Here is a 26,826-nt window from a genome sequence, read left to right on the forward strand (position 1 = left end):
GCCGCTAGCCCCAGCCGAGCTCGTGGAGGCGCCCGTCGTCGAGCCCGAAGTGGTGCGCGACCTCGTGGACGACGGTGATGCGCACCTCCTCCTCGAGGTCCTCGACGGTGTCGGCCATGTCGAGCAGCGGGCCGCGGAAGAGCAGGATCCGGTCGGGCAGCATGCCGGCGTGGTTGGCCGGCCGCTCGGTGAGCGCCAGCCCGTCGTAGAGCCCGAGCAGGTCGGGGTCGTCCGCAGGGGCCTCCGGCTCGACGAGCACGACGACGTTGTCCACGAGCCGCGCGAGGTCGTCGGGAAGGCCGTCGAGGGCCCGATCCACCATGGCGTCGAACGCGGCGGGGTCGAGGTCGATCGGCATGCCACCACCCTAGGAGCGCCGTCGAAACGGCCACCCGCGTCGTCGTACGGCGCCGAAATGACTGAAAGGGTGAGCCTGGTGGCTCACCCTTTCGTGTCATGCGTTGGCGACCCCGACGGGACTCGAACCCGCGGCCTCCGCCGTGACAGGGCGGCGCGCTAACCAACTGCGCTACGGGGCCAGGATGCTGCTGCTTCTCCGGTCGTTCTGGTGAAGCGGGTGGAACTCTAACCCATGCTCTTCGGTGACACCCAATCGGCGTCAACCCCCGGCCGAGTCGCACCCCCAACCGGATTCGAACCGGCGCTACCGCCGTGAAAGGGCGGGGTCCTGGGCCGCTAGACGATGGGGGCCCAGCTCGTCCGGGACGGACCCGATCGAGCAGCGCCCAGCATAGAGGCAGCGGCTGCCGGGCTCCCAAACATTGTCGATCCGCGGCCGGAGCGACGCGGATCACTGCCCGCCCCGCGGACAAGTTTTGGCAGACGCCACACGACTTGCCACACGTTTGACTAATCTTGACTCGTGAGCAACGAGCGGCAGCTGCGTTTCCTCGTGGTCGATGACAACGAGGACATTCGCGACGTCTTCTGCCGCCTGGTCGAGCGGGCCGGTCACGTCGCCTCGACGGCGTACGACGGCCAGGACGCAGTGGACACCCTGGAGCGCGAGCGCTTCGACGTCATGCTGCTCGACCTGACCATGCCTCGGATGACGGGCGTCGAGGTGGTGCGCTGGCTGCGCGACCGGCCCGACGTGGCGCCCGCGCTGCGCATCGTCGTCATCTCCGCCTGGGCCGGCGAGAACCGCGCGGTCCTCCAAGAACTCGGCATCACGACAGTCATGCAGAAGCCGCTGCGCATCCAGCAGCTGACCGACCTGATCGCCGAGACACTGCGCGACCTGGAGTCCTGACCCCGACCCCTGTCATCACCGCGGGAGACGAGCTCCGCGTAGTGCCCCTGTACGCCAACCCCGGCGTGCACCGTCCACCCCACCCTGGAGAAACACCATGATGAACCGCATCCGCACCGCCATCGAGCGCAAGCGCGCCGCCAACCAGCTGCAGGCCGCCTACACCTGGCGTCCGGGTCCCGGCAAGCGCTGAGGCCCCCGAGCACGTCACGCGAAGCCATGCGTGCACAGTGCATCGTGTAAACAGCGCCGAGTCGGCCGGAGGCCGACTCGGCGCTGTTCTCGCTGCCCCACGCACCGCCGCGGTAGCTCTTGGCCCAGCCGGCCCGTGGCTCGCCACGACGCCCGCGCTGGCCAAGATGGTCTTGACCGACCCGGAGCGATTCGACTTTCCCGGTGACGTGAGCCGCACGCGCGACTTGTCGGGCAGCCGGAGCGAGACGCGATCTGGGCACGTCATGTTCTCGGCGCTCACCGCGTCACAGGTGGCCACCGGCAGGGCCACCTTCGCCCGCGAATGGCTCTCAGCCCTCGCAGAACACGACCGCCTCAGCCCGGGCGAGCCATACGACGCGATGCTGATGCTGCGGACGCCGGTCGCCCGATCCACGACGGCTGCCGTCCTGCCCGGGCTCGACCCCACCCAGGAAGACCAGGTCGCCCACGCCACGCTGTCATGGATCGACGCACTAGGCCCTGTCATCGCGTCGCGGCGGCCACCGTCGCGTTGGAGCCGTAAACGGCGCAACGAGCATGTTGCACGCGTGGCTTTGGAGGACACGCTGTCCGGCCTGGGCAGGCTCGACCGGCCAGCGCCAGAGATTGCGACCATGCTCGCCGCTGGCGTCCAGGTTCCAATCGCGGCGGGGGCCTTCCTGCTGGCCTATCTCGCGAACCGTCCCGCGGGCGCGACGGATCCTGCGCACGCCGTGTGGGAGACGCTTCGCCTGACGCCACCCACCTGGATCACCCCTCGCGTCACTACTCGTGAGGTGGACCTCGACGGCACCGTGATCCCCGCCGGGCGCGTGGTGTTCGTGAGCCCTCTCCTGCTCGGCAGGATGACCGAACTGGTCCCCGGGGACGCGGCCGGGATCGCCGAGTTCGACCCCGACCGATGGCGTGACAGCACCAGGCGCCCCGGCGCGTGGCTCCCGTTCGGCGCCGGCCCACATGCATGCCCCGGTCGCAACCTCGGCATGGCGCAGCTCGTCGATCTGGCCGAGTGGGCGGCGACCCGCATAATCACGTTGAGTGAGACCGTGACCATCGACCAGAGTCGAGGGATAGCGCCGTCACCATGCCGCTTCACCGTTGTCCGCAGACAGGAACCCGCTGATGAGTGAGCATCCCGCTCTGCAGGACCTGTCCCACCTCGACGCCGCGTCGGCCGAAGCCATCACTCTCTCCAGGTCGATCTTCGGTGCCGAGACGAGCGTCACCGCCGCGATCGACCTGGCCGCGAGCCATCTGCTCGCGGCACCGCGCGTGGACGTGGCGGTGTGTGCACTCACGAAGGTGGGTCCCGAGGACGAAGCCGATTGGACGAGGTTGGGCGGGCGAGCGTGGATCCGTGAGTGGTCGAGACCGCTCCCACCCTTCAGCACGCTCCCCCCGCCGGGCGCGGGGCCTGAGGCCGCTCTGACGCTGCCCTGGCTCTCCAGCCTCGCTCGGCAGGGCCCCACAGCGCTCGTGGACCGCGAGCTCATCGCCGCTCACGCGCCGCAGGACCACGCCGAGCTCAGCCGGATCAGCGTGAGGAGCCTGGTCGTGACGTCGCTGATCGCTCACGGCGAGATGTACGGCAGCTTGTCCCTCGACAGCAGTACGCCCGGAGTGTGGCCGGCCGAGCTCGTCGCCGACTTCAAGCTCCTGAGCGCAGCCATCACCGCTCGCCTCACCCTCGAGCAGTCCCGGCGCTCGCTGGCCGAGGCCATCGAGGCGGGCGCGGAGGCGCAGCTGGCCACCCAGCAGCTCTTCGGCGCGGTGGGGCACGAGCTGCGTACGCCACTCTCCGCGATCCTCGGCTACACCGAGGGCCTGCTCGACGACGCCGAGAACGGGACCGCCGACGACGTCACGACCGGCATGAAGCGGGACGGGCCGGTCATCGTGCGCTCCTGCGAGCGGCTCCTCACCATCGTCGACAGCCTCCTCGGCGCGGGTCGGGCCATGTCGTCCGACGACCAGCGCCAGGAGATCTCGCTGGCAGACGCGGTCGCCGACGTCATCCACTGGCACCGCACCCCCGCGCGCACCGCGGGCGTCGACATGCAGGCCGTGGTCGATCCGTCCCTGGCGGCGTGGGGGCACCCCTCGGCCGTCCGCCAGGTCCTCGCCAACCTCCTGGGCAACGCGATCGCCCACCACCGCCCCACCGGCGGCTCCGTGCACCTCACCGCCGAGGCGCTGGTCGGCGAGAGCGCCAAGCCGATGGTGCGCATCGTGGTCCGCGACGACGGTCCGGGGCTCACGCCCGAGCAGCTCCAGCACGCCTTCGAGCCGTTCGTCCGGTTCGCCGCGCCGACCACGCAGGGCAGCGGGCTCGGCCTGTCGCTGTCGCGCACCATCGCCGAGCGCGAGGGCGGCGCGGTCCGCGGCGAGTCGACGCCGGGCACCGGTTCGTCGTTCTGGCTCGAGCTCCCTGCCTACGTCCCACGGAGCGGCTGAGCCGATTGCCGTCCGCCCGCGGGGCTCATGTATCCTCGTCCCCGCTTGGGCAGGTAGCTCAGTTGGTACGAGCGATCGCCTGAAAAGTGATAGGTCGGCGGTTCGACCCCGCCCCTGCCCACAAGCACAGAAGGGCCCCGGTCACGTCCCGACCGGGGCCCTTCTGCGTGCCCGCCGACGCGCCGGCACGACCTCCCGGCAGGATGGGCCGGTGCTCCCCCGCCTCGAGATCGTCCGCCGGCTGCGCCCGGTCGACCTGGTCGCACCCGGTTCCGTGCAGGTCGACACCGACCAGGCGGGCGAGGTCGCGATGCCGGCCGTGGCGCCGTACGTCGCCGCGACCACGACCGGTCTCGACGGTCCGGTGGCGCTGCACCTCGGCGAGCACCGCTTCGCGGCGTCCCTGACCGACGGATCCGTGTCCCTCGACGTCCCCGGCGCCGGGACGCTCCGGAGCCGCCGCTTCCACCGCGCCGAGGAGCCCACCGGCCTCGGCGTGAGCCTGACCGGCACCCACGTGACGGCCTGGAGCCGCGAGTCGGCCGGGTGGGTCGCCCGAGCCCGGCACGACCTGCGGGAGGTCGCCAGCGCCACCGGCCCGCAGGTCGACACCCGCGACGAGGACGCCCTGGCGGGGATGCGGGCCGAGCTCCCCGTCGGCGGCGGCACCGCCGGAGGGTTCGGCCAGCTGGGCCTGCGCGACACCCGCTTCGTCACCGGCGAGGACGGTCGCCCGGTCCGCGACGACGGCGCGCTGTGGCTGACGGCGACATCGGCGGGTCCCGGGTTCTTCGACACCGCCCACACCAGCGTCTGGCGCTTCGACCCCGACGCCCTCGAGGTCACGCACTCCGCCGACCTGTTCTTCCGCAGGCCCGACCGGCCGGGGGTCTTCGGTGACCACGCCACCCACCTCGTCCGCACCCACGGCGGCTGGCTGGTGGCGACCAGCACGTGGGGCGACTTCGAGGCGCCGACGACCCGCGCGGGTCGGCGTACGCCGGCGGGGTTGCGGGTCACCCTCGCCGAGTCGGGCGACGACCTCCTGCGGGGCGCGCACGTCCTCGACACCCGCGAGCTGCCGCTGCCCGTCGACGGGCTGGACTCGATCGCCACGTGGGACCCCCACCTCGTCCGGCGCGACGGCGAGTGGCTGGTCGGCTTCGTCAGCGCGCGCCGGTTCTTCGACTTCCACCCGGCCGTCGCCGCCGGACCCACGCTCGACGACCTGCGACTGCTGGGCGCCGCGAGCGACCGTACGTCGACCGAGGGCACGACGCTCGTCGAGGTCGACGGCCGGATGGCGGTCCTGGCGAGCGACGGACGGGACTCCCGACGCGGCCGGCGCGCCCGCTTCCCGGCGTACGACCTCACGATGACCGAGACGGGGACGCTGGACGCGCCCTACCCGACCAACCTGCCGTGGCCCACGGTCGCCCAGGTGGACGGCCGGTGGCTGATGGTCACCTTCAACGGCCGGGCCGCGGGCGGCAAGCTGCTCGGCTACGGCACCCACGGCGACCTCGTGGTGATGCGGTCGCAGTGATGCGGTCCGGGCGTTCTCGCGGGACTATTCTGGAGGTGACGGCGGTCACCACCCCTAGACCGCACTGACCAGGTCCGCACACCCCGCGGCCGCACCCACCAGAAAAGGACCCATGAGCATGTCTGGAGTACCCAGTTCCGGCGTCGACGTCTTCGAGCTCGGCAGCGAGCACGAGCAGGTCGTCTTCTGCAACGATCGCGCGACCGGCCTGCGGGCCATCATCGCCATCCACTCCACTGCACTGGGTCCGGCCCTCGGCGGGACGCGGTTCTACCCCTACGCCAGCACCGACGACGCGATCGTCGACGTCCTCAACCTCTCGCGCGGCATGTCCTACAAGAACGCGCTCGCCGGCCTCGACCTGGGCGGCGGCAAGGCCGTCATCATCGGCGACCCGGCCGAGCTGAAGACCGAGGCCCTGCTGCGCGCCTACGGCCGCTTCGTGCAGTCGCTCGGCGGGCGCTACTTCACCGCGTGCGACGTGGGCACGTTCAGCGAGGACATGGACCACATCGCGCGCGAGTGCGACTTCGTCACCGGCCGCACCGTCGCCCACGGTGGCGCGGGCGACAGCTCGGTGCTGACGGCGTTCGGCACGTTCCAGGGCATGCGCGCCGCCGCCGAGCAGGCGTGGGGCGAGCCCACCCTCGCCGGACGCACGGTCGGTGTCGCCGGCGTCGGCAAGGTCGGTCGCCACCTGGTCCGCCACCTGATCGAGGACGGCGCCACCGTCGTCGTCACCGACGTCCACGCGCCGTCGGTCGAGGCGATCCGTGAGCAGTTCCCGCAGGTCACCGCCGTCGCCACGACCGAGGAGCTCGTCGCGAGCGAGATCGACGTCTACGCCCCGTGCGCCATGGGCGGCGCGATCAGCGACGAGGTGCTCGACGTGCTGCGCGCCACGATCATCTGCGGCGCGGCCAACAACCAGCTCGCGCACCCCGGCATCGAGAAGCAGATCGAGGAGCGCGGCGTCCTCTACGCCCCCGACTACTGCGTGAACTCCGGCGGCGTCATCCAGGTCGCCGACGAGCTCGAGGGCTTCTCCTTCGAGCGCGCGCACCAGCGCGCGACCGGCATCCTCGAGACGACCCGCCGGGTGTTCGAGCTCGCCAAGGCCGACGGGGTCACCACGGCCGAGGCCGCCGACCGCCTCGCCGAGCGTCGCATGCGCGAGGTCGGCCGCCTGCGCGGCATCCACCTCGGCTGAGCGGGCACTTCCTCGCGTACCAGCACGCCGACCGGGCGGGGGGACTGCCCGGTCACCTGAACTGCACCAGGGCGTGCTTCGTACGCCTCACCACCCGGTCGCCCGGATGGGGTGATCAGGTGCGATCAGTCAGTCTGCGCGACGACGCGGGTCGGCATAGTCCGACCACTCGTCGCCATCGGTATCGACCTCACTGGTGGGGTGAGTGTCTTCTCCGTGCAGCTCCTTCGCCAGCGCGCCGAAGTCCGTCTCGTGAGTCCGGTACTTCAGGTCGCGGGCAACCTTCGTCTGCTTCGCCTTCGCTCGGCCGCGCCCCATAGGGTCGACCCCCTCGCACACTTGGCCGGGGCTGTCGGAGAGCTGCCCGACGCGCCCGGTCTGATCGGTTACATATCGTGGGGACAACGCTACCTGAGCGGTGGGTGTTCCCGCACACCAAGACCGGGCATTTCGTGCTCGAAGTGCCGAATCTCATCACCAGCCGGGGTGCTGGCCCTCCAGCACGACCCGGCCGCCGTTGTCGGCGTCCGCCCGGGCCTCGCCCGCGACCCAGGCCCGGATGCCGTGGCCGGCCAGCACGGAGATCGCCGTGTCGACCGACTCCGGGGCGGTCAGCGACACCATGCCGACGCCGCAGTTGAGGGTCGCCTCGAGGTCGGCCTGGGCCACCCCGCCCACCCGGCGTACGACGTCGAAGACCGGCTGCGGGGTCCACGTCGAGCGGTCGATGCGCACCGACAGCTCCTCCGGGAGCACCCGCTCGAGGTTGGCGGCGAGGCCGCCGCCGGTCACGTGGGACATGGCGTGCGTCTCGGTGCGGTCGGCGAGGTCGAGGCACGCCTTGGCGTAGATGCGGGTCGGCTCGAGCAGCTCCTCGCCCAGCGTGCGGCCGAAGTCGTCGACCTGGCGCTCGACGGTCCAGCCTGCGCCCCCCGAATCGGTCGAGCCGAGCAGGACGTGGCGGACGAGGGAGTAGCCGTTGGAGTGCAGGCCGCTGGCCTCCATGGCGATCACGACGTCGCCGGGACGGACGCGGCCGGGACCGAGGAGCTTGCTAGCCTCCACGACACCGGTGGTGGCGCCCGCGACGTCGTAGTCGTCGGGGTCGAGCAGGCCGGGGTGCTCGGCGGTCTCGCCGCCGATGAGCGCGCAGCCGGCGACCACGCAGGCCTCGGCGATGCCCTTGACGATCGCGGCGATGCGCTCGGGCACCACCCGGCCGCAGGCGATGTAGTCGGTCATGAAGAGCGGCTCGGCGCCGCACACGACGAGGTCGTCGACGACCATGCCGACGAGGTCGAAGCCGATGGTGTCGTGGACGTCCATCATCTGCGCGATGGCGACCTTGGTGCCGACGCCGTCGGTCGAGGTCGCGAGGAGCGGCCGCTCGTAGCGGGTCAGCGCGGAGGCGTCGAAGAGGCCGGCGAAGCCACCGAGCCCGCCGATCATCTCGGGGCGGCGGGCCTTCTCCACCCAGCCCTTCATCAGGTCGATCGCCCGGTCGGCCGCCTCGATGGAGACCCCGGCGGCGGCGTACGCCCCAGAAGTGGATGCAGTGGGCTGGTCGGTCACACGGAGCTCCTCGGGTGGCGGCGTGCGCATCGGGTGCGGGTCAGGGGTTGTTGAGGACCGGCAGGGCCCGCCCCAAGGTGGGCGACTGGAGCGTCGCCTCGAGCAGGTGCTTGCCGAGCAGGCTCTCGTCCGGCAGGTCGATGGGGTACTCCCCCGTGAAGCACGCCTGGCAGAGGCGCTCGGCCGGCTGGTCGGTCGACTCGATCATGCCCTCGAGCGAGATGTAACCCAGGGTGTCGGCGCCGACGCTGGCGGCGATCTCCTCGGGTGTGAGGCCGTTGGCGATCAGCTCGGCGCGGGTGGCGAAGTCGATGCCGTAGAAGCACGGCCACTTGACCGGCGGGCTGGAGATCCGCACGTGCACCTCGAGGGCGCCGGCCTCGCGGAGCATCCGCACCTGCGCGCGCTGGGTGTTGCCCCGCACGATCGAGTCGTCGACCACGACGATCCGCTTGCCGCGGATCATGTGCTCGAGGGCGTTGAGCTTGAGCCTGATGCCGAGCTGGCGCAGCGTCTGGCTGGGCTGGATGAACGTGCGGCCGACGTAGGCGTTCTTGACGAAGCCCTGCCCGAACGGGATGCCTGACTCGGCGGCGTAGCCGGACGCCGCGGGGGTGCCGGACTCCGGCACGGGCATCACCAGGTCGGCGTCGACCGGGAACTCGCGCGCCAGCCGGCGGCCCATCTCGACGCGCGCCTCGTGCACGTTGCGCCCGGCGATCGTGGCGTCCGGACGGGCGAGGTAGACGTACTCGAAGACGCAGCCCTTGCGGTCGGGCTCAGCGAACTTGTGGGACCGCAGGCCGTTCTCGTCGATCACGACCATCTCGCCGGGCTCGACCTCACGCACGACGCTGGCGCCGATCGTCGCGAGCGCGGCGTCCTCGCTGGCGACGACCCAGCCGCGGTCGAGGCGACCGAGCACCAGCGGGCGGATGCCCTGCGGGTCACGGGCGGCGTAGAGCGTGTTCTCGTTCATCCAGACGAAGCAGTAGGCGCCGCGCAGCTGAGGGAGGACCTCCAGCGCGCGCTGCTCGAGCGTCGTGTCGGGGTGGTGGGCGAGCAGCGCGGTGACGAGGCTGGTGTCGTTGGTCGCGCCCTCGACGCCCTTGATCTCGAGCTCACCGGCGGGGCCGGGCAGGTCCGTGACCATGTCGCGCAGCTCGTGGGTGTTGATCAGGTTGCCGTTGTGGCCGAGCGCGATGGAGCCGTCCGCGGTGGGCCGGAACGTCGGCTGCGCGTTGTGCCACGTGGACGCGCCGGTCGTGGAGTAGCGCGAGTGGCCGATCGCGAGGTGGCCCTTGAGGGAGTCGAGCGTCGACTCGTCGAAGACCTGCGAGACCAGACCCATGTCCTTGTAGACCAGGATCTGCCGCCCGTTGCTGACCGCGATGCCCGCCGACTCCTGGCCGCGGTGCTGCAGCGCGTAGAGCCCGAAGTAGGTCAGCTTGGCGACGTCCTCGCCGGGGGCCCAGACGCCGAAGACACCGCAGGCATCCTGCGGGCCCTGGTCGTGGGGGTCGATTGCCGTGGTCAGACGGCCGTCGCCGCCCATCCGCTTGCTCATCGGCTGGGGCACGCGTTGAGTCTACGGGCGAAAGCGCCCAGCGCCGCACCGGCGCCGTACGCCGGTCACCATCCGCCGGCGAGGACCGAGCGGACGCGGTGGAAGGCGAGGTGCGCGGCAGCCTTGCCGACGGCCGGGAAGGGTACGACGGCGAGCAGGGCGTGGGTGCGTGTCCAGGCCGGGTCCGAGGGGAGCGCGCCCTCCGGGCCGGCGTACATCGGCGTCATCGCCCGCTCGACCGCCTCCTCGAGCCCGATCGGCGGTGTGCCGTGGCTCGGCTTCCACGTGTGGTCGGGGCGGCAGACCATGTCGTGGCGCAGTGACTCGATCAGCGACGTGACCGTGTGGAAGGGCGCGGTCGTGGTGAGCGCGGCGGCGAGCCCGACGAGTCCGGGCGGCACGACCGGCACCGGGACGCGGAGCCGGGCCAGGCCCGCCGCGCGGCCGCACACCTGCAGCAGGTCGGGGTAGGCGATGACGTCCGGTCCGCCGAGGTCGATGGCACCGCTCAGGGACTCGTCGAGGAGCGCGTCGTCGACCGCCCTCAGCACGTCGGAGACGGCGACGGGCTGGACCGAGCTGTGCATCCACGTCGGCACCGGCTGCACGAGGAACAGGGTCGCGACCTGCCGGATGATCTCGAACGAGGTCGACCCCGCCCCGATCACGACGCCGGCGCGCAGCGCGACGGACCCGTCGATGGCTGCCAGGAGGATCCGCTCGACCTCCAGCCGGGAGGCGATGTGGTCGGAGAGCTCCGCCTCCGGAACGTCGGGGACGAGTCCCGAGAGGTAGACGAGGCGTCGTACGCCGCTGTCGGCCACCGCGGCCGCGACGGTCTCGGCGGCCACCCGGTCGCGGTCGCTGAAGTCGCTGCGGTCGAGGGAGTGGACGAGGTAGACGACGGCGTCGACGTCCTCGACCGCCTCCGCCACGGCGGCGGGGTCGGTGACGTCGCAGCGGATCGCGCGGACCCGGTCGTCCCAACCGAAGCGGTCGGGACGCGGCGGGGACGAGGACGCGGCGACGACGTCGTGGCCGTGCTCGAGCAGGTGGGGGACGAGGCGCGAACCGATGTAGCCGGTGGCGCCCAGGACGAGGACGCGCATCAGGCCTCGCCCAGGTGCTTGAGGAGGTTGCGGGAGAAGACGGTGCCCATGTGCTTCACGACACCGGCCATGACGCGCTCGACCGCGGGCCGGGCCAGGCCGGGCAGCGGGAGGTTGCAGGCGATCTGCAGGTCGATGCTCACGTCGGTGCCGCCGTCGGCGTGGTCGGTGAGGTCGTAGGTGCCGTTGACGGAGGTCATCTCGTCGGGCCGTTCCGGGTCGTGCGTGAAGACGATCCGGTCCTGGGGGTGCAGCTCCATCACCTCGGTGAACTTCGGCGCCACGGAGAGGCCCAGCACCGGGATGGTGCCCATCCGCCAGGTCCACCGGTCGCCCTCGACGTCGATGCCCGTGACGTAGGGCGTGATCTTCGCGATCAGGTCGGCATCGGTGAGGGCGGCCCACACCTCGCTGCGCGGTGAGCGGAGCACGGCCGTGGAGCGGTCGCGGGCACGAAAGGTCGCCATGGCCGCCACGCTACCGACGGCGGCCACACGCGCGGACCACCCGGTCAGCGGTGAGTGACGCAGGTCTCGGGGCTCGGAAACCTGCGTCACGCACCGCTCGACGAGGCGCGAAGATCAGCCGCGGGGCAGCTCGCCGAGGTTGCGGAGCAGGAGCGCCTCGGCCTTGACGACCTTCTCGAACTCCGCGAGGTGCAGGCCTTCGTTGGCGCCGTGGGCGCGGGTGTCGGGGTCCTCGACGCCGGTCACCAGCACGCTGGCCTGCGGGAACGTCTCGAGGAACTCGGCGATGAAGGGGATCGAGCCGCCGACGCCCATGTCGACCGGGGCGGTGCCGTCCCAGGCCTCGGCGAACGCGGCCCGCGCGGCGTCGTACGCCGGACCGCTGGCGTCGATCTGCGTCGCCTCGCCGGTGTCGACGACGGTCGTCGTGAGGGTCGCGCCCCAGGGGGTGTGCTTCTCGAGGTGCGCCTGGAGGCACTCGACGGCGTTGGCAGTCGTGTCGCCGGGGGCGATCCGCATGCTGATGCGGCAGCGCGCGGCGGGGACGAGGGTGTTGGAGGCTCCCTCGACCTTGGGGGCGTCGAGGCCGGTGATGCTGATCGACGGCTTGGTCCACAGGCGCTCGACGACCGAGCCGGAGCCGATCCACTCGATGCCCTCGGCGGCGCCGGACTCGGCGCGGAGACGGGCCTCGGGGTACTCCACGTCGGCGGCGGGGCCGGCGTGGAGGCCCTCGACCGCGACGTTGCCGGCGTCGTCGTTGAGCGAGGCGATAACCCGGCTGAGCGTCATGATCGAGTCGGGGACGAGGCCGCCCCACATGCCGCTGTGGACGGCGTGGGTGAGCGTGCGGACCTCGACGTCCATCCGGACCAGGCCGCGCAGCGACGTGGTGAGGGCGGGCTCGCCGATGTCCCAGTTGCCGGAGTCGGCGATGACGATGACGTCCGCGGCGAGGCGCTCCTTGTGGGCCTCGAGCAGCTCGACGAGGGTGTCGGAGCCGACCTCCTCCTCGCCCTCGATGAACATCACCAGGTTGACCGGGAGGTCGTCGCCGAAGACCCGGACCGCGCCGAGGTGGGCGGCGATGCCGGCCTTGTCGTCCGCGGCGCCGCGGCCGTAGAGCCGGTCACCACGCTCGGTCGGCTCCCACGGCGGGGAGTCCCAGTCGGCGTGGTCGTTCTCGGGCTGGACGTCGTGGTGGGCGTAGAGCAGGACCGTCGGGGCACCCTCGGGACCGGACTTCTTCGCGATCACGGCGGGCGGCGCGCCGTCGTGGGCGCGCACGATCTCGCACTCGAAGCCCTCCGCCGCGAACAGGTCGCGGGTGGCCTCGGCGCTGCGCTCGACCTCGCCGGCGCGGGCCGGGTCGGCGGACACGGACTGGATGCGGACGAGGTCCTCGAGGTCACGGCGGATGCCGGGCATGACCTCGGCGAGGCGGGCGGAGATGTCGACAGTCATCCCGACAGACTAGGACCCCTCGCTCACCCGTCGAGAGACGCCCGGTCGCCGTGCCGGCGCTCCAGCATCAGCTGCCGCTCGGTGTCGGCGAAGCCGAGCCGGCGGTAGATCCCGATGGCCTCGCCGTCGTCGTCCGCGACGATCACGAGCGTCCGCGCGCCGAGATGCTCGAGGGCGTAGCGACCCGCCGCGTGCACGGCCGCGGCCGCGAGCCCCTTGCGCCGGTGGTCGCTGTGCGTCTCGACGCTCTGGAATCGCGCGACGCCCTCCTCGGTGGTGAAGACAGCAGCGGTGCTGACGACCTCGTTGTCGACGAGCACCCCGAACCGGGTGCCGCGGCCGGCGTCGATGAGCGACTGCTCCTGCACGTTGCGCCCGCGGGCGAACCGCAGGTGCGACTCCTCGTCGTCGCGCTCCTCGATCGCCAGGCTCAGGCGGGCGCGGCTCTCCCAGTCCGATGCGGACTGCAGCGGGCGGACCTCGGCCTCGACCTCGCGGGGCGGCTGGAGCTCGGACGCGGTGAGCACCGACGCCACGTCGACCACGAGCCCGGCCGCCTCGAAGGCCGCGCGCGCCTCCGGGGTGAGGTCGGGGGTGTCGATGCCGATGCTGACGTGGCGCGCCTCGGGGAACTCGGTGTGGAACGCGCCCACGACCTCCCGCTCACCGCCGGGCACGGGCGGCCCGGCGAGGAGGATGAAGTTGCCCCAGTAGTACGTCGGGTTGTCCGGCGTGCGGACCACGAGGTGGGTGCCGCGGTCCTCCACGACGCTGCCGGAGGCGGTCAGCAGGGCGAGGTCGGTGCGGAAGCCGAGCGAGCTCACGTTCATGGGGCGCACGCTAGAGGTTGTCGGCGCCCGTGTCGGGGTCGGCCGTCGTGGACGGCGATTCGCCGGGCTCCGGATCGGCACCGGCGTCCCACTGCCAGTCGCGCACCTCGGGGAGGTCGTCGCCGTGGTCGCGCGTCCACTGACGGGCCCGGCGCCGCGTGTCGACCATCAGCTGGCGGACGGCGGCGGCGCGCGGACCGAGGTCCGGCACGCGGTCGATGACGTCCATCACCAGGTGGTAGCGGTCGGTGTCGTTCATCATCACCATGTCGAACGGCGTGGTCGTCGTGCCCTCCTCCTTGTAGCCGCGGACGTGGATGTTGTCGTGGTTGGTGCGCCGGTAGGTCAGCCGGTGGATCAGCCAGGGATAGCCGTGGTAGGCGAAGACCACCGGCTTGTCGGTGGTGAAGACGGCGTCGAACTCGCGGTCGCCCAGGCCGTGCGGGTGCTCGCGCTCGTCCTGCAGCCGCATCAGGTCGACGACGTTGACGAAGCGCACCCGCAGCTCGGGCAGGTGCTCGCGCAGCAGGGACACCGCGGCGAGCGCCTCCAGGGTGGGTACGTCGCCCGCTGCCGCCACCACCACGTCGGGATCCCCGTCGTCGTTCGAGGCCCAGTCCCAGATGCCGAGCCCGCGGGCGCAGTGCAGGTCGGCCTGCTGGCCGTCGAGCCAGTCGAAGCTCGGCTGCTTCCCGGAGACCACGACGTTGACGTAGTGCTCGCTCTGCAGGCAGTGGGACATCGTGGACAGGAGGGTGTTGGCGTCCGGCGGCAGGTAGACGCGCACGACCTCGGCCTTCTTGTTGAGCACGTGGTCGATGAAGCCGGGGTCCTGGTGGGAGAAGCCGTTGTGGTCCTGGCGCCACACGTGCGAGCTCAGCAGGTAGTTGAGGCTCGCGATGCGCGGACGCCACCCGATCTCGCGGGTTGTCTTGAGCCACTTCGCGTGCTGGTTGAGCATCGAGTCGACCAGGTGGATGAAGGCCTCGTAGCAGCTGAAGAGCCCGTGCCGCCCGGTCAGCAGGTAGCCCTCGAGCCAGCCCTGGCAGGTGTGCTCGGAGAGGATCTCCACCACCCGACCGGACCGGGCGAGGTGCTCGTCGACGTCATGGAGCTCGCCCGCCCAGACCTTGTCGGTCACCTCGTAGACGGCGTCGAGCCGGTTGGACGCGGTCTCGTCGGGCCCGAAGATGCGGAAGTTGGTGTCGTTGTCGCGGACCACGCCGACGAGCCACTGGCCCAGCACGCGGGTCGGCTCGTGGATGGACGAGCCCGGACGCTCCACCTCGACGGCGCTCTCCCGCCAGTCGGGCAGGCGCAGCGGCCGCTTGAGCAGGCCGCCGTTGGCGTGCGGGTTGGCGCTCATCCGCCGGGTGCCCGCCGGCGCCTGCTGGCGCACCGCCTCCACAGGTCGGCCGTCGTCGCCGAAGAGCTCGTCGGGGGCGTACGAGCGCAGCCACTCCTCGAGCTGCGCGCGGTGCTCGTCGTTGTCCCGGGTGCCGGCCAGCGGCACCTGGTGGGCCCGCCACGTGCCCTCGACCGGCTTGCCGTCGACCTCCGCCGGGCCGGTCCACCCCTTCGGCGTGACGAGCAGGATCATCGGCCACGGCCGGCGCTCGAGGTCGCCGTTCTCCCGGGCAGCGCGCCAGGTCTCGCGGATCATGTCGTGGGCCTCGTCGAGCGCAGCGGCCATCTGGCGGTGCACGTCGGTGGGGTCGTCGCCCTCGACGGTGATCACGTGGTGGCCGTAGCCGCGCAGCAGGCTCTCGAGCTCCTCGCGCGGGATCCGGGCGGGGATCGTCGGGTTGGCGATCTTCCAGCCGTTGAGGGCCAGGATCGGCAGCACCGCGCCGTCGTTGACCGGGTCGACGAACTTGTTGCCGTGCCAGCTCGCGGCCAGCGGGCCGGTCTCGAACTCGCCGTCGCCGACCACCGCGGTCACGACGAGGTCGGGGTTGTCCATCGCGGCGCCGTAGGCGTGCGAGAGCACGTAGCCGAGCTCGCCGCCCTCGTGGATGGAGCCGGGTGTCTCCGGGGCGACGTGGCTCGGGATGCCGCCGGGGAAGGAGAACTGCCGGAACAGCCTCGACATCCCGTCGCGGTCGTCGCCGATCGCGGGGTACACCTCCGAGTAGGTGCCCTCGAGCCACGCGTTGGCGACCGCCGCCGGCCCGCCGTGGCCCGGCCCGCACAGGATGATCGCGTCGACGTCGCGCTCGCGGATCAGCCGGTTGAGGTGGGTCCAGACGAGGTTGAGCCCTGGGGTGGTGCCCCAGTGGCCGAGCAGCCTCGGCTTGATGTCCTCGCGCTCGAGCGGACGCTCGAGGAGCGGGTTGTCGAGCAAGTAGATCTGCCCGACGGAGAGATAGTTGGCCGCACGGAACCAGAGGTCGAGATCGCGGACCTGGTCGTCGGTGAGGGTCGTCGCCATGCTTCTTCGTACCGGAAACCTGCGCCCGTGTGTATCCCCCGTCGCGGACGAGGCCGGTGCTGCGCCCGCCTAGAGCGGGAGGTAGGCCGAGAGGTCGGTGCGCTCGCCGCTCGCGACGACCAGCCCTGCGTCGACCGCCTCGCCCCACGTCGTACGACCGGTGGCGAGGGCCAGCCAGGTCTCGCCGTCGGTCTCCACGACTGCCGGCGGGGTGCCCCGGGTGTGCCGCACGCCGGGCACGACCTGGACGGCGGCGAAGGGCGGCACCCGGACCTCGACCGACCGTCCGGGGGCGAGCACCTCGAGGCGCGCGAGGTAGTGCTTGACCAGCGCCCGGGTGTCACCGTCGGCGTGGGCCGTCGCGAGCTGGTCGGGGGTGAGGACCTTGAGTCGGGCGGGCACGCCCCGAGGCTAGACCGCCCGCCTCACCCGATCGAGTCGAGGACCTCCACGCACGCCGCCCAGGCATCGCTGTCGGTGTCGATCACGTCGAAGTGGCCGCCGGTGACCTCGACGAGCGTGGCCTCGGCGCCCGCGGCGGTCGCAGCGTCGACGTAGGTCTCGGCCTGGCTGAACGGGACGGTGTCGTCGTCGCGGGCGTGCACCGCCCAGACCGGGACGTCGAGGGGCACCTGGGTGAGCGGGTCGGCCTGCTCGTACGACGCTCCGTCGGGGTCGCCGAGGAAGGCGAGCGCGGCGCCGTCCCCGAGGTCGTCCGCGACCGCCGCCCGCAGGTCGAGCACCCCCGCCTGGCTGACGACGTGGGTCAGGGCCGGGCCGTCGGCCCAACGGTCGAGGCGCAGCCGCGCGCCTGCCCAGGTGGCGAGGTGCCCGCCGGCCGAGTGGCCGAGCGTGACGACCGGACCCGTGGCGTCGGCGGCGACCGCACCGATCGCGGCGTGGACGTCGTCGAGGGTCGCCGGGAAGCCGCCGCCGTTGCCGACCCGGCGGTACTCCACGTTGGCCGCCGTCCAGCCGCGCGCCACCAGGTCCTCGGCGAGCGGGGCGCCGTAGTCAGCGCCGTACTGCGCCTTCCAGAACCCGCCGTGCAGGACGATCACCAGCCCGCGACTGGCGCCCTCCGGGACGTGGAGGTCGACCCACTGGTTCGGGTCGTCGCCGTAGGTGATGCGCTCGGGTTCGCTGGCCACGCCTCCCACCCTGCCGGACGGCTCGGCGGCGCACCCGGCCAGGACGGCCGACACGCCGACCACCCCCGCAGCAGCCAGCACGGCGCGGCGGCTCGGCCCCGTCACCCGGCGGGCTCGGTGGGATCGGTCGGCTCGTCGGGGTAGGGCTGCACCATCTGCACGAGCAGGTAGGTCCGGCGTTCCGGGTCGCGACCCCGGGTGCGGTCGGCCCACGTGTCGACGAGGTCGTCGATCTCCTCGCGCAGCTGGTGGGCCTCGGCGTCGGTGAGCTTGAGTGCGTGGTCGGAGGTGCTGAAGACCCCACGACCTTCCTTCCGGCTCAGGGCGAAGGACCGGTCGACCACCTGGTGCAGCCAGGCGAGCTTGCTGGAGCGGTACACCTCGACGGCCGCCCTCCCGCCGGGCTCCTCCGCCAGCTTGCTCAGCTCGACCCGGTAGCCCCCCGCCGCGGCGGCGCGCCAGACCCGGTCGCGCTTGTCGCGCGCCTCCTCCGGGGCCTCCTCGACGAGGCCGTACTTGGCGAGCTGGCGCAGGTGGAAGCTGGCCTGGTTGGCCGGGATGCCGAGCTCGCGGGCGATGTCGGCCGCCCGCGCCGGCCCCGAGGCCTGGAGCTCGTCGAGGACGCGGGTGCGGACCGGGTGGGCGATCGCCCGCAGCACGCGCGGGTCGCTCAGCGGTTGGGGCTCGACCATGACGGCACCCTACCCGAATTGCGCACGCACTATTGCGCAACATTACGTGCGCAACATATGGTGCGGACATGCCCGGCTACCGACAGCTCTCGAAGAACCGCGACTTCACCGTGCTCTGGATCGGCGACACCGTGAGCGAGCTCGGCAGCGCGCTGTCGATGTTCGCCTTCCCCCTCATCGCCTACGCCCTCAGCGGCTCGGCGCTCACCGCCGCCCTGGTCGAGGCCGCCTACCTCGGCGGCCTGTGCGCCACGCTGCTGCCGGCCGGCGTGCTCGCCGACCGCGTGGACCGCAAGCGGATCATGCTCGTCTCCAGCGCCACCGGCTGCGCGGCGTACACCTCGCTCGCGGTCGCGGGGGCGACCGGCAGCCTCACGCTCCCCCACCTCGTCGTGGTCGCGCTGGTCGCGGGCGTGGCGGCCGGCGCGTTCAACCCCGCTCAGCTCTCGGCGATCCGGTCGGTCGTCGCCACCGACGACCTGCCGACCGCCCTCAGCCAGAACCAGGCCCGGCAGCACGTCGCCTCGCTGCTCGGCGGGCCGCTCGGAGGCGCGTTGTACGCCGTCACGCGGTGGCTGCCGTTCGCCGTCGACGCCATCACCTTCGCGGTCGCGTGCGCGACGGTCAGTCGCGTGCGCACCGACCTGTCGGCACCGCATCGTCGGCGCGAGCCGCTGCTCCAGCAGCTCGGCGAGGGATTCCGGTTCATCTGGCGGCGTCCGTTCTTCCGCACACTGACGGCCTGGTCGGCACTGACCAACCTGGTGACCAACGCGATCTTCTTCGTCGTCCTCCTGCGGATGGTCACCGAGGGCGTTCCCGCCGCGCAGATCGGCCTGGTCTCGATGGCCGCGGGCCTCGGCGGCATCCTCGGCTCGGTGCTGGCACCGAGCCTGATCCACCGGATGCCGACCGGTCGCCTGACCGTGCTCATCGGCTGGATGTGCTGCCTGCCCCTCGTGCCGCTGACGGTGTCGTCGAGCGTGTGGACCGCGTGCGCGAGCATCTTCTTCCTGCTGCTGCTCAGCCCGGTCGCCAACGCCGGCATCAGCTCCTACCGGATGGCCGTCACCCCGGCGCACCTCCAGGGCCGGGTGGGCTCGACGAGCCAGTTCGCGTCGATGTCGGTGATGCCCCTGGCGCCGCTGCTCGGCGGCTACCTGCTCGAGCACCAAGGCGGCACCACGGCGATCACCGCTCTTGTCGTGGCGAGCGCGCTGCTGGCCGTCCTGCTCACCTCGAGCCGGTCGATCCGGTCGGTGCCGCGCCCCTCGGAGTGGGCCACCCACGAGGAGTCGGAGCCCGTGCTGGCCGCCTGACCCCGCCGGGGGGTAGTCCAGTGGGAAGTGGCTGCCCGCGAGCATCCAGGACAGCCATTTCCCACTGGACTACCCCGGCTCGCCGGCGCGGGAGAAGCGGGCGCCGACCTCGGCGACCCTGTCCGCCAGCTCGGGCGGCGACTCGACGACGAAGTCCGCGCCTGAGCCGGCCAGCACCATCACCGGCCAGCCGAGGTCGTCGACGTTCATCTCGAGCACACACCCGGTGCCGTCCTCGCTGACGGTCCCCCAGCGGCCCACCTGTGCGGCGAGGTCGGCGGCCGGCATCGCGAGCCGGACGCGTACGGCGTGGCGCTGGGGCATCCGGCGGATGCCCTGCTGCACGAAGGCGAGCGCGTCGTCGGCCGGCAGCTCACGCGGTCGGAAGCGCTGACCGGTGGGCTCGGGATCGGCGACCCGGTCCAACCGGAAGCTGCGCCAGTCCGTCCGGTCGCGGTCCCAGGCCACGAGGTACCACCGGCGACCGAGGGAGACCAGGCGCAGCGGCTCGACCCGGCGGTGGCTCACCTCGGCCTCACGCGCGGCGTAGTCGAAGCGCAGCAGCTCGCTGTCGCGGCAGGCCTGCGCCAACGTGGTCAGCACCGTCGCGTCGACGACGGGCGCACCCTCCCACGGCCCGGGGGCGTCGGTCTGGGACGCGACGGCGTCCATCTGCCGGCGCAGCCGCGGCGGCATCAGGGACAGCACCTTCGACAGCGCCTGCACCGACCGGTCGTCGGTCCCGGCGACCGCGCCGGCAGCCGCCGTGCGCAGGCCGACGGCGATCGCGACGGCCTCCTCGTCCTCGAGCAGCAGCGGCGGGAGGGAGCCGCCGGCGCGCAGCTGGTAGCCACCGGCGGCGCCCCGCACGGCGTCCACGGCGTAGCCGAGGTCGCGCAGCCGGTCGACGTCGCGACGGAGCGTGCGGGGGCTCACCTCGAGACGGTCCGACAGCTCCGGGCCCGGCCAGTAGCGGTGGGTCTGGAGCAGGGACAGCAGCCGCAACATCCGCTCGCTCGTGCTCATGGACCCAGATTAGATGGCAATGCGGACAGTAACTGACCGCATGGGTGCCTAGCGTCGGGGTCATGACCTACCACCACACCGGACCGGCGATCGTGACGCGTGGCCTGACCCGCCACTTCACCTCGCGCAAGCAGACGGTCGAGGCCGTGCAGGGCCTCGACCTCGAGATCGGGCAGGGCGAGCTGGTCGCCTTCCTCGGACCCAACGGAGCGGGGAAGTCGACGACCCTGCGCATGCTGACCACCCTGATCGCCCCCACCTCGGGCACGGCGAGCGTCGCCGGCCACGACGTCGTCAGCGCCCAGCGCGACGTACGCCGGGCGATCGGCTTCGTCGGGCAAGGCAACGGCGCCGGGCACCGCCAGCTCGGCCGTGACGAGCTGATCAGCCAGGTCCGCGCGCACGGCCTGTCCCGCGCCGACGCGCGGCGTCGCGCCGCCGAGCTGGTCGAGGACCTCGACCTCACCGCGGTCGCCGACCGCAAGGTCTCCTCCCTCTCCGGCGGCCAGCGCCGCCGGCTCGACATCGCGATGGGACTGGTCCACCTGCCGCGGGTGCTCTTCCTCGACGAGCCCTCCACCGGCCTCGACCCGCAGAACCGCGCCAACCTCCAGGAGCTGATCCGCCGGCTGCACGCCGAGAGCGGCAGCACCGTCGTGCTCACCACCCACTACCTCGAGGAGGCCGACGCCCTGGCCGGTCGCGTCGTGGTCGTCGACCACGGTCGGGTGATCGCCGACGACACCGCGGCCCGGCTCAAGAGCGGGCTGGGCGACCTGGTCCGGCTCGGCTTCGGCTCGCCCGGCGACTCCGCCCGGGCTGCTGCCCGGCTGGAGCGGGTGCCCGACTCCCGCGTCGAGGTCGACGGCTCCTCGCTCGACCTGCGGGTCATGGACGGCTCCGCGATGGTCGGTGAGCTGCTCGCCGACCTGGCCGCGGACGGCGTACCCCCGACGCGGGTGGAGGTCGCGCGACCCACCCTCGACGACGTCTTCCTCGACCTCACCGGTCGCAGCCTGCGCGAGACCCAGTCCACCGGCACCACCGGATCCACCCCCTCCACCACCGAGACCGAGAGCGAGGTCGCAGCATGAGCACCTTTGTCGCCGACACCTGGAACGTGATGAACCGCGAGCTCAAGCCCGTGTGGCGCGAGCCGATGGCGGTGGTCTTCGCGATGATCCAGCCGCTGGTCTTCCTCGGCCTCTTCGCGCCGCTGCTCCCCGAGATGGCCGACGGCTCGGCGCTGCAGTGGTTCGTGCCGGGCATCGTCGCCATGACCGCCCTGATGGGGGCGTCGTTCACCGGGGCCAACCTGATGGAGGAGATGCAGTCCGGCTCCCACGAGCGGCAGCTGGTCTCGCCGCTGGGGCGTCCGGCGCTGCTGGTCGGCCGCGCGCTCAAGGAGGTCGTGCCGATGCTGATGCAGGTCGCGATCATCGTCGCGGTCGTCACGCCGTTCGCCTTCGACCTGCACCTGGGCGGGATGCTCGTGGCCACGCTGGTGCTGTCGGTCTTCAGCGTCGGGGTCGGCGCGCTGTCGTTCGCGCTGGCGCTCGCGTCGAAGGGCCAGGACTGGATGTTCTGGACGATCCAGCAGACGCTGCTGTTCCCGACCCTCCTCACCGCGGGCGTGCTGCTGCCGGTCGAGGGGGCGCCGCGCTGGCTCGAGGTGATCTCGATGCTGAACCCGATGACGTACGTCGTCGACGCGACGCGCGCGCTCTTCGCCGGCACCTTCCCGGCCGACGTCGTCCTCCAGGGCGCGCTCGGCGCAGGCGTCGTCGCGGCCCTCGGGCTCGTGGTCGGGGTGCGGGCGATGCGCCGCTCGAACTGACATCCGAGGCGTGCGATCCCCGGATATCCGGGGAACCTCCCGCTTGTCGGCCGAAACTTCGGCCGACAAGCGGGAACTTCGGCGTCGAAGTCCGCCGGTCAGGAGCCGAGGACCGCCGGCAGGGTCGCGCGCCAGGCGGCCTTGGCCTCGGCGACGGGGAGGTCGAAGGCACCCTCGACCGAGATCGAGTCGCCGCCGGTGCGGCCGATCGGCGTGACGGGCACGCCGTGCTGCTGGGCCAGTGCGACCAAGGCGTCGGCCTGCTCGTCGGTCACCGTGACGAGCGCGCGGGCGGTGGACTCGGAGAAGAGTGCGACGAACGCGTCGTCTGCCACCGTGGCCAGCGAGATCGTCGCGCCGATCTCGCGGGAGAACGTCGACTCGGCGAGCGCCTGGGCCAGGCCGCCGTCGGAGAGGTCGTGGGCGCTGGTGACGACGCCGTCGCGGGCGGCGTCCTGCAGCAGCGCGGCGAGCGCCTGCTCGGCCGCGAGGTCGAGCGCCGGCGGCATCCCGCCGAGGTGGCCGTGCACGACGTGCGCCCACTCGGAGCCCGAGAGCTCGTCCCGGGTCTCGCCGAGCAGAAACACCCGCTCCCCCTCGGCGCCGAAGCCGGTCGGCGTACGACGCGTGACGTCGTCGATGACCCCGAGGACCGCCACGACGGGGGTCGGCAGGATCGCCGTCTCGCCGGTCTGGTTGTAGAGGCTGACGTTGCCGCCGGTGACCGGGATGCCGAGCTCGAGGCACGCGTCCTTGAGACCGCGGCACGCCTCGGCGAACTGCCACATCACGTCCGGGTCCTCGGGCGAGCCGAAGTTGAGGCAGTCGGAGACGGCGAGCGGGCGGGCGCCGCCGGTGGCGACGTTGCGGTAGGACTCGGCCAGCGCGAGCTGCGCGCCCGTGTAGGGGTCGAGCTTGGCGAAGCGGCCGTTGCAGTCGGTGGACACCGAGACGCCGAGGTTGGTGTCGGGGTCGACGCGCACCATGCCGGAGTCGGCCGGCTGGGCCAGGACGGTGTTGCCCTGCACGTAGCGGTCGTACTGGTCGGTGATCCACGACTTGTCGCAGAGGTTGGGCGAGGCGACGAGCTGGAGCAGGGTGTCGCGCAGCTCGGCACCGGACGACGGGCGGGACAACGCCTCGGCACCGTCGGCCTGGAGGGCGTCCTGCCAGTCGGGGCGGGCGAACGGCCGCTGGTAGGTCGGACCGTCGTGCGCGACGGACCGCGGGGGTACGTCGACCACGCGCTCGCCGTGCCAGTCGATGTGGAGACGGCCCGAGTCGGTCACCTCACCGACGACGACGGCCTCGACGTCCCACTTCTCGCAGATCGCCATGAACGCGTCGACGTCAGCGGGCTCGACGACCGCCATCATCCGCTCCTGCGACTCGCTCATGAGGATCTCCTCGGGAGCGAGGGTGGAGTCGCGCAGGGGCACGCGGTCGAGCTCGACGTGCATGCCGCCGTCGCCGGCCGAGGCGAGCTCGGAGGTGGCGCACGAGAGCCCGGCGCCGCCGAGGTCCTGGATGCCGGCGATCACGCCGGCCGCGAAGAGCTCGAGCGTGCACTCGATGAGCAGCTTCTCCATGAACGGGTCGCCGACCTGCACGCTCGGCCGCTTGGCCGGACCGGTCTCGTCGAAGGTCTCGCTGGCCAGCACGGAGACGCCGCCGATGCCGTCGCCACCGGTGCGCGCGCCGTAGAGCACCACCTGGTTGCCGGTGCCGGTCGCGTTGGCGAGGTGGAGGTCCTCGTGGCGGAGCACGCCCACGCAGAGGGCGTTGACCAGCGGGTTGCCGGCGTAGGTCTCGTCGAAGACAGCCTCGCCGCCGATGTTGGGCAGGCCGAGGCAGTTGCCGTAGCCGCCGACACCGGCCACGATCCCGGGCAGCACGCGCGCCGTGTCGGGGGCGTCGAGCGGGCCGAAGCGCAGCGGGTCCATCACCGCGACCGGGCGGGCGCCCATCGCGAGGATGTCGCGGACGATGCCGCCGACACCGGTGGCCGCGCCCTGGTAGGGCTCGACGAACGACGGGTGGTTGTGGCTCTCGACCTTGAACGTCACGGCGTAGCCCTGGCCGATGTCGAGCACGCCGGCGTTCTCGCCGATGCCGGCGAGCATCTTGCCCACCGGCGTCTCCTGCGGGATCTCGCCGAACTGCTTGAGGTGCACCTTGGTGGACTTGTAGGAGCAGTGCTCGCTCCACATCACGCTGTACATCGCGAGCTCGGAGCTCGTCGGACGACGGCCCAGGATCTCGCGGATCCGGGCGTACTCGTCGGCCTTGAGGCCGAGCTCGGCCCAGGGCTGGTCGCGCTCGGCGTCGGTGGCCGCCAGGGCCACCGTGTCGAGGGTGCTCGTCGCGCCGGACGTCGTGAGACTGGCGTTCGTGGCAGGGCGGGACTGCGGGGCGGCGCTCGTGTCGGGCACGGCGCCAATCTACCGGCGCCGCGGACCCGGTCGGCCGCCGGTCCACCAGGTCGCGACCGCCCGGAGGCTAGGTCAGCAGCCCGTCGGCGATGACCTCGAGCATCGGACGCACGGTCGCGAGCTCGAGGTCGGAGGTGTCGGCGATGGTGGCGACCCCGCCGACGAGGCGCGCGACCTGCAGTGGCGTGACGTCGTCGCGTACGGCGCCCTCCGCCCGCAACTCGTCGAGCACCCGCCCGCCCGCCGCCTGCAGGACCTCGCACTTGCTGCGGATCGGGGAGGTGTCGTCGCCCATGGCGCCCGTGATCTTGGCCGGGCCGCCCTTGTGCACGCTGATCAGCCGGACGTACTCCTCGAACCAGTGGAGGAGCCGCTCGCGGGGTCCTCCCTCGTGGGCGAGAGCCTTCTCGGTCGTCTCCCCGACGTGGTCGACCCACGCCTGCATGACCGCGTCGATGAGGTCGTCGCGCGTGGGGAAGTGCCGGTAGAGCGTGCCCGGTCCGACGCCCGCCTGCTTGGCGATGAGGTCGAGGGACGCGTCGTAGCCCTGCTCCCGGAACACCTGTCGAGCCGCCTCGACGATGCGGTCACGGTTGCGCTGGGCATCGGCACGCACGGAAATTTCCCTTCGGCCTTGCTAAACGGAGACAGTCTCCGTATTGTCGTGGAGGAAGCGGAGGCACCCTCCGGATCTACTGTACCTCGGCCCCACAGGGTCAGAACAGGACTGCACCTCATGTCATCCACCACCTCCCGGCTCCCGCAGGGATCCCGGCACGAGCTCCCGACCGAGCTGCCGCCGCAGGCCGGCCGCGCCGCCGCCGGCATCGCGATCGTCCTGGTCGCCCAGCTGATGATCGTGCTCGACGCCACGGTCGTGAACGTCGCGCTCCCGCGCATCGACGCCGACCTCGCCTTCGGCCCCGCGTCCCTCTCGTGGGTCCTCAACGCCTACACGCTCGCCTTCGGCGGGCTCCTGCTCCTCGGGGGGCGCCTCGGCGACGTCCTCGGCCGGCGCCGCACCTTCGAGGTCGGGCTCGCCGTCTTCACCGTCGCCTCCGCGCTCGGCGGGCTCGCCCAGACGCCGGGCCAGCTCGTCGCGACCCGCGCGCTCCAGGGCGTCGGCGCGGCCCTCGCCGCACCGAGCGTCCTCGCCCTGCTGACCACGAGCGCGCCCGACGAGGCGGCTCGCAACCGCGCCCTCGCCCTCTTCGGCGCGGTCTCCTCGGGCGGCGCCTCCATCGGCCTCGTCCTGGGCGGCCTGCTCACTGACGTCGCGTCGTGGCGATGGACGCTCTTCATCAACGTGCCCCTCGGCATCGTCGTGCTGCTGCTCGTCGGCCGGTTCGTCGACGAGACCGCACGTCGTCCCGGACGCTTCGACCTCGTCGGCGCCGCGAGCGCGACGGTCGGCGCCGTGTCCCTCGTCTGGGCCCTCATCGGGGCTCCCGAGCACGGCTGGGGCTCGGCGCGCACCGTCGCCGGCTTCGTCCTCGGCGCCGCACTGCTCCTCCTGCTCGCCCGCACCGAGGCACGGCACCCGCACCCGATGGTGCAGCCGCACCTGGTCCGCAACCGCCGCCGCGTCGGCGCCCTCGTCGCGATGGCACTGGTCGTCGGCGCGAACCTGTCGATGTTCTTCCTCGTCGTCCAGTACGCGCAGACCGTCCTGGGCTTCGGACCGCTGATGTCGGGCGTGGCCTTCCTCCCCTTCAGCCTCGGCATCTTCGCGATGTCCCGCGTGACCCCGTCGCTGATCGGCAGGGTCGGTCCGCGCGCGATGGTGATGACCGGCACGGCCGCGCTCACCCTCGGCTATGCCTGGCTCAGCGCGGCGGGCACGGACGGCACCTACCTCGGCACCGTCTTCGGTCCGATGGTGATCGCGGGCCTGGCCACCGGCCTGGTGTTCATGCCCATCACGGTCACTGTCCTCGCCGGCGTCGAGCCCGAGCACGCTGGCTCGGCGTCCGGTCTCCTGCAGACCACCCAGCAGCTCGGCAGCGCCGTCGGCGTCGCCGTCATCGTCTCGGTGTACGCCGCCGGCGCGGTGCCCGGGCAGCTCGTGCCCGGCCTGCAGGCGGCCTTCCTCACCTCGGCGGGCTTCGCTGCGGTGGCGCTGGTCGTGACGGCGGCCCTGCTCCGGGCGCCCGCGACGCAGGTGGTCGAGCTGGTCGACGACTGCGGGCCGGAGGCCGTCGCCGAGGCGGCCTGACCATCGAGAGGAGCT

24 protein-coding genes and 3 tRNA genes are annotated in these 26,826 nt (G+C 72.2%); 10 read left to right on the plus strand and 17 right to left on the minus strand.

Going from position 1 to position 26,826, the window contains the following annotated elements; translation table 11 throughout:
* Positions 1-4: 4 nt before the first annotated feature.
* From ACXJKB_RS14755 to ACXJKB_RS14765, 3 genes are all read right to left on the minus strand, one after another.
* Positions 5-358: a metallopeptidase family protein gene (locus ACXJKB_RS14755; protein ID WP_300047496.1), complete on the minus strand. Its 354-nt coding sequence runs from the start codon at positions 356-358 to the stop codon at positions 5-7.
* Positions 359-462: 104 nt separating this feature from the next.
* Positions 463-539, minus strand: a tRNA-Asp gene (locus ACXJKB_RS14760).
* Between the two features lie 99 nt (positions 540-638).
* A tRNA-Glu gene (locus ACXJKB_RS14765) sits at positions 639-711 on the minus strand.
* Between the two features lie 172 nt (positions 712-883).
* Between ACXJKB_RS14765 and ACXJKB_RS14770 the strand changes: the two genes are divergently transcribed.
* The 6 genes from ACXJKB_RS14770 to ACXJKB_RS14795 all read left to right on the plus strand — a co-directional run bounded on the left by ACXJKB_RS14770 (position 884) and on the right by ACXJKB_RS14795 (position 6,699).
* Complete coding sequence (locus tag ACXJKB_RS14770; RefSeq protein WP_300047498.1) at positions 884-1,273, plus strand: response regulator; 390 nt, start codon at positions 884-886, stop codon at positions 1,271-1,273.
* 365 nt (positions 1,274-1,638) lie between these two features.
* Entirely contained in the window at positions 1,639-2,619 is a 981-nt protein-coding gene (locus tag ACXJKB_RS14775) for a cytochrome P450 (protein ID WP_457189598.1), read from the plus strand.
* Entirely contained in the window at positions 2,612-3,943 is a 1,332-nt protein-coding gene (locus ACXJKB_RS14780; protein ID WP_457189600.1) for a sensor histidine kinase, read from the plus strand. Before ACXJKB_RS14775 ends, ACXJKB_RS14780 begins: the two co-directional genes overlap by 8 nt.
* Before the next feature lie 47 nt (positions 3,944-3,990).
* Positions 3,991-4,064, plus strand: a tRNA-Phe gene (locus ACXJKB_RS14785).
* 90 nt (positions 4,065-4,154) lie between these two features.
* Complete coding sequence (locus tag ACXJKB_RS14790) at positions 4,155-5,489, plus strand: hypothetical protein (RefSeq protein ID WP_457189602.1); 1,335 nt, start codon at positions 4,155-4,157, stop codon at positions 5,487-5,489.
* A 118-nt stretch (positions 5,490-5,607) separates the two neighbouring features.
* Positions 5,608-6,699, plus strand: coding sequence for a Glu/Leu/Phe/Val family dehydrogenase (locus ACXJKB_RS14795; protein ID WP_457189604.1), 1,092 nt, complete (start codon positions 5,608-5,610; stop codon positions 6,697-6,699).
* A 129-nt stretch (positions 6,700-6,828) separates the two neighbouring features.
* On the opposite strand, the gene ACXJKB_RS14800 is transcribed toward ACXJKB_RS14795, so the two are convergent.
* The 11 genes from ACXJKB_RS14800 to ACXJKB_RS14850 form a co-directional block, all read right to left on the minus strand.
* Complete coding sequence (locus ACXJKB_RS14800; protein ID WP_191193375.1) at positions 6,829-7,017, minus strand: DUF3073 domain-containing protein; 189 nt, start codon at positions 7,015-7,017, stop codon at positions 6,829-6,831.
* A 156-nt stretch (positions 7,018-7,173) separates the two neighbouring features.
* Positions 7,174-8,271, minus strand: a complete 1,098-nt coding sequence (gene purM / locus ACXJKB_RS14805; protein WP_457189606.1) for a phosphoribosylformylglycinamidine cyclo-ligase — start codon at positions 8,269-8,271, stop codon at positions 7,174-7,176.
* 40 nt (positions 8,272-8,311) lie between these two features.
* A complete protein-coding gene (gene purF / locus ACXJKB_RS14810; RefSeq protein ID WP_457189735.1) occupies positions 8,312-9,838 on the minus strand; it encodes an amidophosphoribosyltransferase in 1,527 nt (508 codons plus the stop codon).
* 65 nt (positions 9,839-9,903) lie between these two features.
* The gene (locus tag ACXJKB_RS14815) at positions 9,904-10,947 is read right to left on the minus strand and encodes an NAD(P)H-binding protein (protein WP_457189608.1); all 1,044 of its coding nucleotides are present in this window, start codon (positions 10,945-10,947) and stop codon (positions 9,904-9,906) included.
* On the minus strand, positions 10,947-11,414 hold the full coding sequence (locus tag ACXJKB_RS14820; protein WP_457189610.1) for an SRPBCC family protein: 468 nt from the start codon (positions 11,412-11,414) through the stop codon (positions 10,947-10,949). The genes ACXJKB_RS14815 and ACXJKB_RS14820 overlap by 1 nt, the downstream gene beginning before the upstream one ends.
* Before the next feature lie 114 nt (positions 11,415-11,528).
* The gene (locus ACXJKB_RS14825) at positions 11,529-12,878 is read right to left on the minus strand and encodes a M20/M25/M40 family metallo-hydrolase (protein WP_457189612.1); all 1,350 of its coding nucleotides are present in this window, start codon (positions 12,876-12,878) and stop codon (positions 11,529-11,531) included.
* A gap of 23 nt (positions 12,879-12,901) precedes the next feature.
* Entirely contained in the window at positions 12,902-13,708 is an 807-nt protein-coding gene (locus tag ACXJKB_RS14830) for a GNAT family N-acetyltransferase (protein ID WP_457189614.1), read from the minus strand.
* Between the two features lie 10 nt (positions 13,709-13,718).
* Positions 13,719-16,139 (minus strand): phosphoketolase family protein, encoded by a 2,421-nt coding sequence (locus ACXJKB_RS14835; protein WP_457189616.1) that lies wholly within the window; start codon positions 16,137-16,139, stop codon positions 13,719-13,721.
* 69 nt (positions 16,140-16,208) lie between these two features.
* The gene (locus ACXJKB_RS14840; protein WP_457189618.1) at positions 16,209-16,541 is read right to left on the minus strand and encodes a sterol carrier family protein; all 333 of its coding nucleotides are present in this window, start codon (positions 16,539-16,541) and stop codon (positions 16,209-16,211) included.
* A 23-nt stretch (positions 16,542-16,564) separates the two neighbouring features.
* The gene (locus ACXJKB_RS14845) at positions 16,565-17,290 is read right to left on the minus strand and encodes a prolyl oligopeptidase family serine peptidase (protein ID WP_457189620.1); all 726 of its coding nucleotides are present in this window, start codon (positions 17,288-17,290) and stop codon (positions 16,565-16,567) included.
* Positions 17,291-17,391: 101 nt separating this feature from the next.
* The gene (locus ACXJKB_RS14850) at positions 17,392-17,982 is read right to left on the minus strand and encodes a winged helix-turn-helix domain-containing protein (protein WP_457189621.1); all 591 of its coding nucleotides are present in this window, start codon (positions 17,980-17,982) and stop codon (positions 17,392-17,394) included.
* 68 nt (positions 17,983-18,050) lie between these two features.
* Here ACXJKB_RS14850 and ACXJKB_RS14855 point away from each other — a divergent pair, with 68 nt between their 5' ends.
* On the plus strand, positions 18,051-19,301 hold the full coding sequence (locus ACXJKB_RS14855; protein ID WP_457189623.1) for an MFS transporter: 1,251 nt from the start codon (positions 18,051-18,053) through the stop codon (positions 19,299-19,301).
* A gap of 69 nt (positions 19,302-19,370) precedes the next feature.
* Here ACXJKB_RS14855 and ACXJKB_RS14860 read toward each other — a convergent pair whose 3' ends face one another.
* The gene (locus tag ACXJKB_RS14860) at positions 19,371-20,327 is read right to left on the minus strand and encodes a helix-turn-helix transcriptional regulator (RefSeq protein ID WP_457189625.1); all 957 of its coding nucleotides are present in this window, start codon (positions 20,325-20,327) and stop codon (positions 19,371-19,373) included.
* A 62-nt stretch (positions 20,328-20,389) separates the two neighbouring features.
* Between ACXJKB_RS14860 and ACXJKB_RS14865 the strand changes: the two genes are divergently transcribed.
* Both ACXJKB_RS14865 and ACXJKB_RS14870 read left to right on the plus strand, forming a co-directional pair.
* Entirely contained in the window at positions 20,390-21,421 is a 1,032-nt protein-coding gene (locus tag ACXJKB_RS14865; RefSeq protein ID WP_457189627.1) for an ATP-binding cassette domain-containing protein, read from the plus strand.
* On the plus strand, positions 21,418-22,164 hold the full coding sequence (locus ACXJKB_RS14870; RefSeq protein ID WP_457189629.1) for an ABC transporter permease: 747 nt from the start codon (positions 21,418-21,420) through the stop codon (positions 22,162-22,164). The genes ACXJKB_RS14865 and ACXJKB_RS14870 overlap by 4 nt, the downstream gene beginning before the upstream one ends.
* Before the next feature lie 98 nt (positions 22,165-22,262).
* Here the strand turns inward: ACXJKB_RS14870 and purL are convergent, their stop codons facing one another.
* Together purL and ACXJKB_RS14880 are read right to left on the minus strand one after the other, a co-directional pair.
* Complete coding sequence (gene purL, locus ACXJKB_RS14875; RefSeq protein ID WP_457189737.1) at positions 22,263-24,509, minus strand: phosphoribosylformylglycinamidine synthase subunit PurL; 2,247 nt, start codon at positions 24,507-24,509, stop codon at positions 22,263-22,265.
* A gap of 154 nt (positions 24,510-24,663) precedes the next feature.
* Positions 24,664-25,212 (minus strand): TetR/AcrR family transcriptional regulator, encoded by a 549-nt coding sequence (locus ACXJKB_RS14880; RefSeq protein WP_457189631.1) that lies wholly within the window; start codon positions 25,210-25,212, stop codon positions 24,664-24,666.
* Positions 25,213-25,332: 120 nt separating this feature from the next.
* Here ACXJKB_RS14880 and ACXJKB_RS14885 point away from each other — a divergent pair, with 120 nt between their 5' ends.
* Entirely contained in the window at positions 25,333-26,811 is a 1,479-nt protein-coding gene (locus tag ACXJKB_RS14885) for an MFS transporter (protein ID WP_457189633.1), read from the plus strand.
* Positions 26,812-26,826: the final 15 nt, after the last annotated feature.

The organism is Nocardioides sp. P5_E3, from assembly GCF_054049275.1.